The following is a 12,780-nucleotide window of genomic DNA, read 5'->3' on the forward strand; positions in this document are numbered from 1 at the left end:
CGTCACAGCATGCTCGGCAGCACGCGATCCGGCGGCTTGTGCGCGTCGAGGAAGGTGCGGATGTTGATGATCACCTTCTCGCCCATCTCGACGCGGCCCTCGATCGTGGCCGAGCCCATATGCGGAAGCAGCGTCACCTTGCCGGCCTTGGCGAGCCGCACCAGCTTCGGGTTCACCGCGGGCTCGTGCTCGTAGACGTCGAGGCCGGCGCCGCCGATCTCGCCGCCTTCGATCAGCTTGATCAGCGTGTCCTCGTCGGTGACCCCGCCGCGCGCGGTGTTGACGATGTAGGCGTCCTTGCGGATCAGCTTCAGCCGGCGCGCCGACAGCAGATGGTAGGTCGCCGGCGTGTGCGGACAGTTCACCGAGATGATGTCCATCCGCGCCAGCATCTGGTCGAGGCTTTCCCAATAGGTCGCGCCCAGCTCTTCGGCGATCTTCGGCGCCACCGGCCGGCGGTTGTGGTAGTGGATCTGCAAGCCGAAGGCGCGGGCGCGACGCGCGACCGCCTGGCCGATACGGCCCATGCCGATGATGCCTAGGCGCTTTCCGCCGATGCGATGGCCGAGCATCCATGTCGGCGACCAGCCCGGCCAGGGTTTTCCTTCCGTCAGGATCGAGGCGCCTTCGATCATCCGCCTGGGAACGGCGAGGATCAGCGCCATGGTCATGTCGGCGGTGTCTTCAGTCAGAACTTTCGGCGTGTTGGTGACGGTGATGCCGCGGGCATGCGCGGCCTCGACATCGATGTTGTCGACGCCGTTGCCGAAATTCGCGATCAGTTTCAGCCTGCAGTCGGGCTGGTTGACGATATCGGCGGAGATGTGATCGGTCACGGTTGGGACCAGCACGTCGGCCGTGCGTGCGGCTTCCGCGATCTGCTCGCGCGACATCGGCGTGTCGTCGAGATTGATCCGCGCGTCGAACAGCTCGCGCATCCGGGTCTCGATTGAGTCCGGAAGCTTGCGCGTCACCACGACGAGGGGCTTTTTCTTCACCGACATGTCCTGCCCTCATGAGGCGTTGCGAGCCGCCTCTGTCGCCAAAGGCCGGCCGTTGAGGCCTCATTAACCCGGTTGTTCGACACTGCGTTTGCCGTGTCGTCCCCGGCGTTTCCTTCAAGCTCTCCCGACATTTCCGGCCGGAAAATCGGGACAAACCGGTTGTTCAGACGTCCGTCCTCTCTAGCAGAAGGCCGGGCCAAGACAAGAACCACGGGCAAAGGGCTCGGGAACACCCGCGTGGGGCGGGTCAGGGGCGACAGCGGCCTGGTTTTGGAATTTTGAAGTGAGGGGGCCCGGCTCGGCCGGACCTTCGACAGGAGACGGGTTGATGGCGTTGGGGCGTTTTTGTTCGGTGATGGCGCTCGTTTGCACCTGGTTGAGCGCTTCGGTCAGTCCCGGGCATTCGGCAAAGGACAGCACACCCCAGACCGCCTCGGGGCTCCCGGTGCCGCGTTACGTCAGCCTGAAATCGGATCATGTCAACGTCCGCGCCGGCCCGACCAAGGACAATGACGTCGCCTGGGTCTACACCCGCTCCGGCCTGCCGGTCGAAATCACCGCCGAGTTCGAGAACTGGCGCCGGGTCCGCGATTCCGAGGGCGCCGAGGGCTGGGTCTATCACTCGCTGCTGTCGGGCCGCCGTACCGCTGTCGTCACCATGAAGCACAAGGACGAGCTCGCGCCGATCTACGATCGCGCCGATCCCGACAGCGCGGTTGCGGCCAGGCTCCAGGCCGGCGTCGTCACACAGGTGAAGAAGTGCAGTGCAAACTGGTGCCGCGTCAGCGGTAACGGCTTTGACGGCTGGATCCAGCAGGAGCGCCTCTGGGGCGTCTACTCGGACGAGCAGGTGAACTGACGGGGGGTGGGAGCGGAGCTGTTGCTCCACCGTCATGCCCGGGCTCGTCCCGGGCATCCACGCGCTTCTCGACCAGTCCAAAAACGTGGATGGCCGGGACAAGCCCGGCCATGACGACGAATTCAGCAGTTTTAGACGATCTCAGCGCTTCTTGCGCAACCGTACGACCATGTCGATGCGGGCGATCTCGTAACCCGCCGGCACCTCCGGCATCTTGGACAGCGCCAGATGCGGATCCTCGATGTCGACCAGCTCGTGGCTGTTTTCGAGATAGTAGTGATGGTGAGTCGTGACGTTGGTGTCGAAATAGGTCTTGGTGCCGTCGACGCTGACCTGACGAAGCAGACCGGCATCGGTGAGCTGGTTCAGCGTGTTGTAGACGGTTGCCAGCGAGACCGGCACCTTGGCCAGCGTCGCTTCCTCGTAGAGCATTTCAGCCGTGAGGTGACGTGCACCCTTGCCGAACAGGAGCCAACCAAGCGCCATGCGCTGGCGCGTCGGACGAAGCCCGGCCGACTGGAGCATTTCGTTGACGTCGTGCCACGGGCAACCGGTCAAAGCCGGCTGGCGGCCAGACATAAGAGCCGCCGCATGGGCCTCTTCGTCGCGATAGGGCGCGTTATTTTCGTTCATTTCCAGCTTCGGGCACGCGTGAACACTGTGATCTTGCAACATATATGGAGAGATAGATGCAGATGCAAGTTTCTCGCAACTAGAGTGGTTCTAATCAGCGAGGGAACCGGTCCCGCGGCCCGTCATTTTACCTTCATGAGAGCGCTTTGCTACCCGAAATGGCCTGTGTTAGAGAGCCCGCGGTTCCGCTTAACCGATTTTGGCGCGACCCGGCATTGAGGGCCGCTCGCTATCCATCCAGGGTCTTTCAGTATTCTCGTCTGACAATGGCAACAGATGTTGCCTTTCGAACAGGATGGGGCCCATTTTCGCCGGAAACGCCGCTCAATCGGGGTTTGAACACAAAGGCTTCCGCATGCTGAACAGGCGCAACGGTTACGAATATGAGGATCTGCTGGCATGTGCCCGCGGCGAGATGTTCGGCCCTGGCAATGCGCAATTGCCGCTGCCGCCGATGCTCATGTTCGACCGCATTACGGACATCAGCGAGACCGGCGGTGAATTCGGCAAGGGGGTAGTGCGCGCCGAGCTCGACGTGAAGCCCGACCTCTGGTTCTTCGGCTGCCACTTCAAGAACGATCCGGTGATGCCCGGCTGCCTCGGGCTCGATGCGCTGTGGCAAATGGTCGGCTTTTATCTGGGCTGGAGCGGCGGTGAAGGTCGCGGTCGCGCGCTTGGCCTGAACGAGCTGAAGTTCAGCGGTCAGGTGCTGCCGGAGGCCCGCAAGGTTGTGTACAACATCGATATCAAGCGCGTGATGCGTTCAAAGCTGGTGCTCGGTATCGCCGACGGATGGCTTTCGGTCGATGACCAGATTATCTATCGCGCGAAGGATTTGAAGGTCGGCCTGTTCAAGCAGGGCACGAGCCTGGGCTGAGCGCATCACCACGAAGACAACGATTGAGGCGAGGCTGTCATGAGGCGGGTTGTGGTCACCGGGATGGGCATTGTCTCCTCCATCGGAAACAACACCCAGGAAGTGCTTGCGAGCCTTCACGAGGCGAAGTCGGGCATTTCGCGGGCTGAGAAATATGCCGAGCTCGGCTTCCGTTCCCAGGTGCAGGGTGCGCCGACGCTCGATCCTTCGACGGTGGTCGACCGCCGCGCCATGCGTTTCCTCGGTCAGGGCGCGGCGTGGAATCACATCGCGATGGAACAGGCGATCCAGGATTCCGGTCTATCGCCTGACGAAATCTCCAATATTCGCACCGGCATCATCATGGGCTCCGGCGGCCCGTCCGCTCGCACCATCGTCGAGGCCGCCGACATCACCCGCACCAAGGGACCGAAGCGCGTTGGGCCTTTTGCAGTGCCGAAGGCGATGTCCTCCACGGCCTCCGCGACGCTTGCGACCTGGTTCAAGATCAAGGGCGTGAACTATTCGATCTCGTCGGCCTGCGCCACGTCGAACCACTGCGTCGGCAACGCCTATGAGACGATCCAGATCGGCAAGCAGGACGTCATCTTCGCCGGCGGCTGCGAGGAGCTGGACTGGTCACTGTCGGTGCTGTTCGACGCCATGGGCGCGATGTCCTCGAAGTACAACGACACGCCCGCCACGGCCTCGCGTCCCTACGACGTCAACCGCGACGGCTTCGTGATTGCCGGCGGCGCCGGCGTGCTGGTGCTGGAAGAGCTCGAGCACGCCAAGGCGCGCGGCGCGCGCATTTACGGCGAGATCGTCGGCTACGGCGCGACGTCCGACGGCTACGACATGGTCGCACCGTCAGGCGAGGGCGCCGAGCGCTGCATGCGCATGGCGATGTCGACCGTGAAGACCAAGGTCGACTACATCAATCCGCACGCGACATCGACGCCGGCCGGCGATCCGCCGGAGATCGACGCGCTGCGCAGGGTGTTCGGAAGCGGCGAGAAGTGCCCGCCGATCTCGGCGACCAAGGCGTTGACCGGTCACTCACTCGGCGCAACCGGCGTGCAGGAAGCGATCTATTCGCTGCTGATGATGAACAATGGCTTCATCTGCGAGAGCGCCCACATCCAGGAACTCGACCCCGTGTTCGCCGACATGCCGATCGTGCGCAAGCGCATCGACAACGTCAAAATCGGCACCGTGCTGTCGAACTCCTTCGGCTTCGGCGGCACCAACGCCACGCTGGTGTTCAGCCGGCTGGACGCGTGACGTCCTTGCGGACGCGCTGGTAATTTTCTCGTCATGGCCGGGCTTGTCCCGGCCATCCACGTCTTGGCCTCCGGCTTCGAAGGGCGTGGATGCCCGGGACAAGCCCGGGCATGACGAAAGCGGAAAGCGATCGAAACGATGCAGGAATTAATGAAAGGCAAGCGCGGTCTGATCATGGGCATCGCCAATGATCATTCGATCGCCTGGGGCATGGCGAAGACGCTGCATGCCCACGGCGCCGAGCTCGCCTTCACCTTCCAGGGCGAGGCCCTGGGCAAGCGCGTCAAGCCGCTGGCCGAGCAGCTTGGCGTCGATATGGTGCTGCCCTGCGACGTCGAGGACATCGCCAGCGTCGACGCCACGTTCACGGCCTTGCGCGAAGAGTGGGGCCGGCTGGACTTCGTGATCCACGCGATCGGCTTCGCCGACAAAAACGAGCTCAAGGGCCGTTACGCCGACACCAGCCGCGAGAATTTTTCGCGCACCATGGTGATCTCCTGCTTCTCCTTCACGGAAGTGGCAAAACGCGCTGCCGAACTGATGACGGAGGGCGGCAGCATGATCACGCTGACCTTCGGCGCCTCGGAACGCGCGATGCCGAACTACAACGTGATGGGCGTGGCCAAGGCGGCGCTGGAAGCCTCGGTGCGCTATCTTGCATCCGATTTCGGACCGCGCGGCATCCGCGTCAACGCGATCTCCGCCGGCCCCATCCGCACGCTCGCCGGCTCCGGCATCGGCGAGGCGCGCGCGATGTTCGCCTTCATGCAAAAACATTCGCCGCTCCGCCGCGGCGTCACGCTCGACGAACTCGGCGGCTCGGCGCTGTATTTGTTGTCGGATCTCTCCGGCGGCGTGACCGGCGAGATCCACTATGTCGATTCCGGCTACAACATCGTCCTGATGCCGCGGCCGGACGATATGAAGACGGAAGACTGAAGTGTGAGCACGATCTGTTCGGAAAACCGCTTCGCACTTTTCTGGATCATGCTCTAACCGGCCCCGATCTTCTCCGCGCGCTGGAACGCCGGCCTCGCCATGCAGCGCGCGAGATAGGCATCGAAGGCCGGGCGCGACGGCACCATCTTGAACAGGCGCACCGCGAAGTTCAGGCCCGATCCGATCGTGATGTCGGCGGCCGAAAATTCCTCCCCGAGAATCCACGGCCCCTTCGCAAGCACGGCTTCCAGCACGTCGAAGACCTGCGTCGCGCTGCCCCAGGCCGCGGTCGATGTCGGGATCTCGATCTTGGTGAAGATCTGGATGATGGCGGGTTCGATGCAGCCCGGCGAGAAGAACAACCATTGCAGGTAACGCGCGCGGCGCGGGTCCGTCACGGCTGGCGCCAGCCCGGTCTCGGGATAGCGATCGGCAATGTAGACGCAGATGGCGGCAGCCTCGCCGAGCGCGGCATCGCCGTCGGTCAGTGCCGGAACCTTGCCCATCGGATTGACCTTGAGAAAATCCGGCGCTTTCTGCGCGCCGGTCGAAATGTCGGTCAGCACGCGCTCATAGGGCAGGCCGCTTTCCTCCATCAGCCAGAGCGTCGTGAACGAGCGCGAGCGAGGCGACCAGTAGAGCTTGATCATCGAGCTTTTCCGTCTTTCTTCCACCGATAATACTTCATCACAAAACCGTTCGAGGGCTCGATCTCTTGCTTCTCGAACACAAAGCCCTCGCGCTCGTACCAGCGCCAGGCTTTCTCGTTCTCGCGGACGCAGCGTAGATACATTTCATCCGGCATTTGCGTGCGGGTGAAGGCGAGCAATTTTCGTCCGAGCGATTGGCCCTGATAGGCGGGCGCGACGAACAGCATGTCGAGATAGAGTTTTGGCAAATGCAGCGCCAGCATCGCGGCGATCGTGCCGTTGTCGTCGGCGACGAACAGGCTCCAGCCGTCCCCGATCTCGCGCCGGATGCGCGCACGCAAGTTTGCCAGCAGGAAGTCGCTCGCCTCGCCGAGCCCGGTCGAGATCCAGCTCTCCATCCAGATACGGCCGATCTCGTCGTATTCGTCCGCGCGGGCCGGGCGGATGATGGGATGGGACATCGAGGCCTCAGGTCCGCGGGCTGCGCACGGATGGCCGTGCGCGCACCTTGCCCGCCGACAGGCACACCACCTCGGAGATTTGCAGGAGTTGCCGCGCCAGCGGACTGGTCTTGCGCCAGACCATGCCGATGGTGCGCGACGGCTGCGGGTCGCGGAAGCGCGCCAGCGAGACCGAGGCCGATCGCGTCTCCACCGACACGGCCATCTCCGGGATCAGGGTGACGCCGATGCCGGCGCTGACCATCTGGACCAGCGTGGACAGCGAATTGGCATCCAGCATCTCGCGCGGGGGCGCCGATTGCATGTTGCAGAATGACAGCGCCTGATCGCGGAAGCAGTGCCCCTCTTCGAGCAACAGCAGCCGCATCTCGCGCATCATCTCCCGCGATGGTGCCGGCGTTCCCTCATCCGCGCTCGGCCGCACCAGCAGGAATTTTTCCTCGAACAGGGCGACCTCGGTGAGCGAGGGCTCGGACACCGGCAACGCAACGATGGCGGTATCGAGCCGGCCTTCCACCAGTTCCTGGATCAGCCGCGGCGTCATCGTCTCGCGCACGCGGATGTCGAGCTCCGGATGCATGCGCGTCAGATTCTTGGTGATCGTCGGCAGCAGATAGGGCGCGATCGTCGGAATCATGCCGATGCGCAGCCGTCCGGAGAACCGGTCCTGCGAGGCGCGGGCGAAATCGCCGAGCTCGTCGACCGAGCGCAAGATATCGCGGACGCGCTGCGCGAGCTCCTCGCCAAATCGGGTCAGCGCCACCTGCCGGGCGCTGCGCTCCAGCAGCAGACCGCCGAGCGCCTCCTCCAGCTCCTTGATCTGCATCGACAGGGCTGGCTGCGAGATCGAGCAAGACTCAGCCGCGCGCCCGAAATGACTGTGACGCGCCAGGGCGTCGAAATACCGGAGCTGGCGCAGGGTGAGGTTTAGCATCAGAAAATCTTATCGCTACGATCATTAAAGTCAACTTCCCCTGATCGAACGCGAAGCTTAGAGTGCCTCTACCTGGTCAAAGGCGCGAGTTCGACGCCACCAGAGGAGGTATTCATGGACGACACTTCAAAGTGCCCGTTTTCGGGTGGAAAACGTGTGCCGGCGAACCGTGATTGGTGGCCGACCCAGCTCAGCATCGAGATGCTGCACAAGAATTCGGCCAAGTCCGACCCGATGGACAAGGACTTCGACTACGCCAAGGAGTTCAAGTCGCTCGACCTGAACGCGGTCATCAAGGACCTGACCGCTCTGATGACTGAATCGCAGGAATGGTGGCCCGCTGATTTCGGTCACTACGGCGGCCTCATGATCCGCATGGCCTGGCACAGCGCGGGCACCTACCGCACCACCGACGGTCGCGGTGGCGCCGGCGCCGGACAGCAGCGTTTTGCGCCGCTCAACAGCTGGCCCGACAACGCCAATCTCGACAAGGCACGCCGTCTGCTCTGGCCGATCAAGCAGAAATACGGCCGCAAGATTTCCTGGGCCGATCTGATGGTGCTGGCCGGCAACGTCGCGCTGGAGTCGATGGGCTTCAAGACGTTTGGCTTTGCTGGTGGCCGCGTCGACGTCTGGGAGCCGGAAGAGCTGTATTGGGGTCCGGAAGGCACGTGGCTGGGCGATGAGCGCTACAGCGGCGAACGCCAGCTCGCCGAGCCGCTCGGCGCGGTGCAGATGGGCCTGATCTACGTCAATCCGGAAGGCCCAAACGGCAAGCCGGATCCGGTCGCCGCGGCCAAGGACATCCGCGAGACCTTCGCCCGCATGGCGATGAACGACGAAGAGACCGTCGCGCTGATCGCCGGCGGCCACACCTTCGGCAAGACCCATGGCGCTGGCGATCCGTCGCTGGTCGGACCGGAGCCGGAAGCGGGCGCGCTCGAGGATCAGGGCCTCGGCTGGAAGAGCAAGCACGCTTCGGGCATTGGCGGCGATTCCATCACCAGCGGTCTCGAGGTGACCTGGACGACGACGCCGACGAAGTGGAGCAACAACTTCTTCGAGAACCTGTTCAAGTACGAATGGGAGCTGACGAAGAGCCCGGGCGGTGCGCAGCAGTGGACGGCCAAGGGCGCCGAGGCCATCATTCCCGATGCCTTCGACAAGTCGAAGAAGCATCGGCCGACGATGCTCACGACGGATCTCTCGCTGCGTATGGATCCGGCCTATGAGAAGATCTCGCGCCGCTTCCTCGAGAATCCCGATCAGTTCGCGGACGCCTTCGCCCGCGCCTGGTTCAAGCTCACCCATCGCGACATGGGTCCAATCCAGCGCTATCTCGGCCCGCTGGTGCCGAAGGAAACGCTGATCTGGCAGGATCCGATCCCGGCCGTGAATCACGAGCTGGCCAGCGAGCAGGATATCGCCTCTCTGAAGACCAAGATCCTGGCTTCGGGTCTGTCGGTCTCGGAGCTGGTCTCGACCGCATGGGCGTCGGCCTCGACGTTCCGCGGCTCGGACAAGCGTGGCGGCGCCAACGGCGCGCGCATCCGCCTCGCCCCGCAGAAGGATTGGGAGGTGAACGAGCCGGCTCAGCTCTCGAAGGTTCTGGGCAAGCTCGAAGCGATCCAGAAGGACTTCAACGCGTCATCCGGTGCGAAGAAGGTCTCGCTGGCGGACCTCATCGTGCTCGGCGGCACCGCCGCGGTCGAGAAGGCTGCGAAGGATGCCGGCGTCGACGTCAAGGTCGGCTTTACGCCGGGCCGCATGGATGCCTCGCAGGAGCAGACCGACGCCGCTTCGTTTGCTCCGCTGGAGCCGCGGGCCGATGGCTTCCGCAACTTCATCGGCAAGCGGCAGCAGTTCATGATGCCCGAGGAGGCTCTGGTCGATCGTGCGCAGCTGCTCCGGCTTACCGGCCCGGAGATGACGGCGCTCGTCGGCGGTCTGCGCGTGCTCGGTGCCAATGCGAACGGTTCGAAGAACGGCGTCCTCACCTCGAAGTTGGGAACGCTGAGCAACGACTTCTTCGTCAACCTGCTCGACATGAGCACGCAGTGGACGCCGGCCGGCACCGACGGCACCTATGAAGCCCGCGACCGCAAGACCAATGCGGTCAAGTGGACCGGCACGCGTGTCGACCTGATCTTCGGCGCGCACTCGCAGCTTCGCGCCTACGCCGAGGTCTATGCCACGTCGGATTCCAAGGAGCAGTTCGTCAAGGACTTCGCCAAGGCCTGGACCAAGGTGATGAACCTCGACCGGTACGACATCGCGGCCTGATCCCAAGGCCCAGCAAGCGACCAATAAAAAGGGCGGCCGCGAGGCCGCCCTTCGTGTTTCTGGCAGGTAGCGAGATTTACTCGCCGGCCGCTTCGCGCGCGGGCTGCTGGCTCTCGCCCTTGCCCTCGAGGTCTTCGCCGGTCTCCTGGTCGACCACCTTCATCGACAGGCGGGTCTTGCCGCGGTCGTCGAAGCCGAGCAGCTTGACCTTGACCTTGTCGCCTTCCTTGACGACGTCGGAGGTCTTCTGCACGCGCGCCGAGGCGAGCTGGCTGATGTGCACGAGGCCGTCCTTGGAGCCGAAGAAGTTCACGAAAGCGCCGAACTCCATCACCTTGACGACGGTGCCGTCATAGATCTGGCCGACTTCCGGATCGGAGGCGATCGACTTGATCCACTTGATCGCGGCCTTCATCGCCTCGCCATCGCTGGAAGCAACCTTCACGGTGCCGTCGTCCTCGATGTTGACCTTGGCGCCGGTCTTCTCGACGATCTCGCGGATCACCTTGCCGCCGGTGCCGATCACTTCGCGGATCTTGTCGGTAGCGATCTTGAAGGTCTCGATGCGCGGCGCGTATTCGCCGAGCTCGGCACGGGCGTTGGTGAGCGCCTTCGACATCTCGCCGAGGATGTAGATACGCCCATCCTTGGCCTGGCCGAGCGCGACCTTCATGATCTCCTCGGTGATGCCCTCGATCTTGATGTCCATCTGGAGCGAGGTGATGCCCTGCTCGGTACCGGCGACCTTGAAGTCCATGTCGCCGAGATGGTCCTCGTCACCGAGAATGTCCGAGAGAACCGCGAAGCGCTTGTCTTCGAGGATCAGGCCCATCGCGATGCCCGCGGTCGGCCGCTTCAACGGCACGCCGGCGTCCATCAGCGCGAGCGAGGCGCCGCAGACCGATGCCATCGACGAGGAGCCGTTGGATTCAGTGATTTCCGACACCACGCGCGTGGTGTAGGGGAATTCGTGGTGCGGCGGCAGCACCGGGTGGATCGCGCGCCAGGCGAGCTTGCCGTGGCCGATCTCGCGGCGCTTGGTGCCGCCGAGGCGGCCGGTCTCACCGACCGAGTAGGGAGGGAAGTTGTAGTGCAGCAGGAACGTCTCTTTGTACGTTCCCGACAGCGCGTCGATGTACTGCTCGTCCTCGCCGGTGCCGAGCGTGGTCACGACCAGCGCCTGGGTCTCGCCGCGGGTGAACAGCGCCGAGCCGTGGGCGCGGGGCAGCACGCCGACTTCGGCGACGATGTTGCGCACGGTCTTGGAATCGCGGCCGTCGATGCGCTTGCCGGTGTCGAGAATGTTCCAGCGAACGATCTTGGCTTCGAGCTCCTTGAACACGCCGCCGATGCGCAGCTTGTCGTATTTCGGCTCCTGGCCTTCCGGGAAGTAGTGCGCGATCACCTTTTCCTTGACCTTGCCGACCGCGGCGTAGCGATCCTGCTTGACCGGAATGGCGTAGGCGGCGCGCAGTTCCTGCTCGACCATGCCGAGCATTTCCTTTTCGAGCGCCGAATTGTCGATCGTGGTGACCTCGCGCGGCTCCTTCGCGGCCTTTTCGGCGAGCTCGATGATTGCGTTGATCACCGGCTGGAAGTGGCGGTGACCGAACATCACGGCGCCGAGCATGATATCTTCGTTCAGCTCCTTGGCTTCCGATTCCACCATCAGCACGGCGTCCGCGGTGCCGGCGACGACGAGGTCGAGCTGGGTGTCGACCATCTCGTCGAGCGTCGGGTTGAGGATGAACTCGTCATTGGCGAAGCCGACGCGCGCGGCGCCGATCGGGCCCTTAAAGGGCGCGCCGGACAGGGTCAGCGCAGCCGACGAGGCCACCAGCGCGACGATATCCGGATCGTTTTCCATGTCGTGCGAGAGCACGGTCACGATCACCTGGGTCTCGTTGCGCCAGCCATCGACGAACAGCGGACGGATCGGACGGTCGATCAGGCGGGAGACCAGCGTTTCCTTCTCGGTCGGACGACCCTCGCGCTTGAAATAGCCGCCGGGAATGCGGCCGGCTGCGTAGGTCTTCTCCTGGTAGTCGACGGTCAGCGGCAGGAAGTCGACGCCTTCGCGGGGCGACTTCGCGGCAACGACGGTGGCGAGCACCACGGTCTCGCCGTAGGTCGCGACGACGGCGCCGTCAGCCTGGCGGGCGATCTTGCCGGTTTCGAGCTTGAGAGGGCGTCCACCCCAGTCGATCTCGACTGAATGCTTATTGAACATAGAGGTCTTCTTTCATGGGTTCTCGAAAGAAGGACGGGTCGAAAAACAAAAACCATGCGCAAGATTGCGGGACGTTGATCGAAACGGGCGATCAGCGTCCTGCGATCCTGCCATGGTTTTTGGATTTCGGATGGCGTCCATCCCTTCGGGTCATACGGGCGCCTTGCCCGTTGTGCCCAGCCGCCGGATTGCTGCTGGACTGTCAGTCGGCACGAACGCGAACACCGAAGCGCGGTGTTTGCCCATCATGCCCGGATGCTCGCCGTCAACGGCTCGCATCCGACGCGCACGCAGCCTCGACGAAAAACCTTTAAACAAACGCTTTCGTTCGAAATCACGCGCGAAAACGCGCGCCGGTTGGCGCGCGCAAGAACTCTTAACGACGAATGTTGTGCTTCTCGAGCAGCGCCTTGTAGCGCGCCTCGTCCTTCTTCTTCACATAGTCGAGGAGCGAGCGGCGGGTCGAGACCAGCTTCAAGAGGCCGCGACGCGAATGGTTGTCCTTCACGTGGGTCTTGAAATGGTTCGTGAGGTTGGCGATGCGTTCCGACAGGATCGCGACCTGAACCTCTGGCGAACCGGTATCGCCGGCCTTGTTGGCATTCGTCTTGATGACTTCCGCTTTGCGTTCTGCGGCAATCGACATC

General features: G+C 63.5%; 12 protein-coding genes. 5 read left to right on the forward strand and 7 right to left on the reverse strand.

Going from position 1 to position 12,780, the window contains the following annotated elements; genetic code table 11:
* Positions 1–2: 2 nt before the first annotated feature.
* The gene (locus AC0L2J_RS27600) at positions 3–1,004 is read right to left on the reverse strand and encodes a 2-hydroxyacid dehydrogenase (protein WP_007603918.1); all 1,002 of its coding nucleotides are present in this window, start codon (positions 1,002–1,004) and stop codon (positions 3–5) included.
* A 328-nt stretch (positions 1,005–1,332) separates the two neighbouring features.
* Here AC0L2J_RS27600 and AC0L2J_RS27605 point away from each other — a divergent pair, with 328 nt between their 5' ends.
* Complete coding sequence (locus AC0L2J_RS27605; RefSeq protein WP_007603917.1) at positions 1,333–1,863, forward strand: SH3 domain-containing protein; 531 nt, start codon at positions 1,333–1,335, stop codon at positions 1,861–1,863.
* Between the two features lie 141 nt (positions 1,864–2,004).
* Here the strand turns inward: AC0L2J_RS27605 and irrA are convergent, their stop codons facing one another.
* Positions 2,005–2,496 carry an iron response transcriptional regulator IrrA gene (gene irrA, locus AC0L2J_RS27610; protein WP_035973469.1) on the reverse strand — a complete coding sequence of 164 codons (492 nt, stop codon included), beginning with the start codon at positions 2,494–2,496 and terminating at the stop codon, positions 2,005–2,007.
* 355 nt (positions 2,497–2,851) lie between these two features.
* Here irrA and fabA point away from each other — a divergent pair, with 355 nt between their 5' ends.
* The 3 genes from fabA (at position 2,852) to fabI (ending at position 5,575) form a co-directional block, all read left to right on the forward strand.
* Positions 2,852–3,373 carry a bifunctional 3-hydroxydecanoyl-ACP dehydratase/trans-2-decenoyl-ACP isomerase gene (gene fabA / locus AC0L2J_RS27615; protein ID WP_007603915.1) on the forward strand — a complete coding sequence of 174 codons (522 nt, stop codon included), beginning with the start codon at positions 2,852–2,854 and terminating at the stop codon, positions 3,371–3,373.
* 39 nt (positions 3,374–3,412) lie between these two features.
* Entirely contained in the window at positions 3,413–4,636 is a 1,224-nt protein-coding gene (gene fabB, locus AC0L2J_RS27620) for a beta-ketoacyl-ACP synthase I (protein ID WP_007603913.1), read from the forward strand.
* Positions 4,637–4,774: 138 nt separating this feature from the next.
* Positions 4,775–5,575: an enoyl-ACP reductase FabI gene (gene fabI / locus AC0L2J_RS27625; protein ID WP_035973468.1), complete on the forward strand. Its 801-nt coding sequence runs from the start codon at positions 4,775–4,777 to the stop codon at positions 5,573–5,575.
* Positions 5,576–5,628: 53 nt separating this feature from the next.
* On the opposite strand, the gene AC0L2J_RS27630 is transcribed toward fabI, so the two are convergent.
* From AC0L2J_RS27630 to AC0L2J_RS27640, 3 genes are read right to left on the reverse strand one after another with little or no spacing between them, the layout of a single operon-like run.
* Positions 5,629–6,225, reverse strand: coding sequence for a glutathione S-transferase family protein (locus AC0L2J_RS27630; RefSeq protein ID WP_473395109.1), 597 nt, complete (start codon positions 6,223–6,225; stop codon positions 5,629–5,631).
* A complete protein-coding gene (locus AC0L2J_RS27635) occupies positions 6,222–6,686 on the reverse strand; it encodes a GNAT family N-acetyltransferase (RefSeq protein ID WP_473395110.1) in 465 nt (154 codons plus the stop codon). The genes AC0L2J_RS27630 and AC0L2J_RS27635 overlap by 4 nt, the downstream gene beginning before the upstream one ends.
* Positions 6,687–6,693: 7 nt before the next feature.
* Complete coding sequence (locus AC0L2J_RS27640; protein ID WP_473395111.1) at positions 6,694–7,620, reverse strand: hydrogen peroxide-inducible genes activator; 927 nt, start codon at positions 7,618–7,620, stop codon at positions 6,694–6,696.
* 114 nt (positions 7,621–7,734) lie between these two features.
* Here AC0L2J_RS27640 and katG point away from each other — a divergent pair, with 114 nt between their 5' ends.
* Positions 7,735–9,903, forward strand: a complete 2,169-nt coding sequence (katG, locus tag AC0L2J_RS27645; protein ID WP_473251190.1) for a catalase/peroxidase HPI — start codon at positions 7,735–7,737, stop codon at positions 9,901–9,903.
* A gap of 76 nt (positions 9,904–9,979) precedes the next feature.
* Here the strand turns inward: katG and pnp are convergent, their stop codons facing one another.
* Positions 9,980–12,133, reverse strand: coding sequence for a polyribonucleotide nucleotidyltransferase (gene pnp / locus AC0L2J_RS27650; RefSeq protein WP_473395112.1), 2,154 nt, complete (start codon positions 12,131–12,133; stop codon positions 9,980–9,982).
* Positions 12,134–12,509: 376 nt separating this feature from the next.
* Positions 12,510–12,779 carry a 30S ribosomal protein S15 gene (gene rpsO, locus AC0L2J_RS27655; RefSeq protein ID WP_007598346.1) on the reverse strand — a complete coding sequence of 90 codons (270 nt, stop codon included), beginning with the start codon at positions 12,777–12,779 and terminating at the stop codon, positions 12,510–12,512.
* Position 12,780 lies beyond the last annotated feature (1 nt).

It is taken from the genome of Bradyrhizobium sp. MV1.5, assembly GCF_055807615.1.

Excerpts from the sequence above, each read along its gene's own strand:
- AC0L2J_RS27600 (WP_007603918.1), bottom strand. The coding sequence starts at position 1,004 with ATGTCGGTGAAGAAAAAGCCCCTCGTCGTGGTGACGCGCAAGCTTCCG.
- AC0L2J_RS27605 (WP_007603917.1), top strand. The coding sequence starts at position 1,333 with ATGGCGTTGGGGCGTTTTTGTTCGGTGATGGCGCTCGTTTGCACCTGG.
- irrA (WP_035973469.1), bottom strand. The coding sequence starts at position 2,496 with ATGAACGAAAATAACGCGCCCTATCGCGACGAAGAGGCCCATGCGGCG.
- fabA (WP_007603915.1), top strand. The coding sequence starts at position 2,852 with ATGCTGAACAGGCGCAACGGTTACGAATATGAGGATCTGCTGGCATGT.
- fabB (WP_007603913.1), top strand. The coding sequence starts at position 3,413 with ATGAGGCGGGTTGTGGTCACCGGGATGGGCATTGTCTCCTCCATCGGA.
- fabI (WP_035973468.1), top strand. The coding sequence starts at position 4,775 with ATGCAGGAATTAATGAAAGGCAAGCGCGGTCTGATCATGGGCATCGCC.
- AC0L2J_RS27630 (WP_473395109.1), bottom strand. The coding sequence starts at position 6,225 with ATGATCAAGCTCTACTGGTCGCCTCGCTCGCGCTCGTTCACGACGCTC.
- AC0L2J_RS27635 (WP_473395110.1), bottom strand. The coding sequence starts at position 6,686 with ATGTCCCATCCCATCATCCGCCCGGCCCGCGCGGACGAATACGACGAG.
- AC0L2J_RS27640 (WP_473395111.1), bottom strand. The coding sequence starts at position 7,620 with ATGCTAAACCTCACCCTGCGCCAGCTCCGGTATTTCGACGCCCTGGCG.
- katG (WP_473251190.1), top strand. The coding sequence starts at position 7,735 with ATGGACGACACTTCAAAGTGCCCGTTTTCGGGTGGAAAACGTGTGCCG.
- pnp (WP_473395112.1), bottom strand. The coding sequence starts at position 12,133 with ATGTTCAATAAGCATTCAGTCGAGATCGACTGGGGTGGACGCCCTCTC.
- rpsO (WP_007598346.1), bottom strand. The coding sequence starts at position 12,779 with ATGTCGATTGCCGCAGAACGCAAAGCGGAAGTCATCAAGACGAATGCC.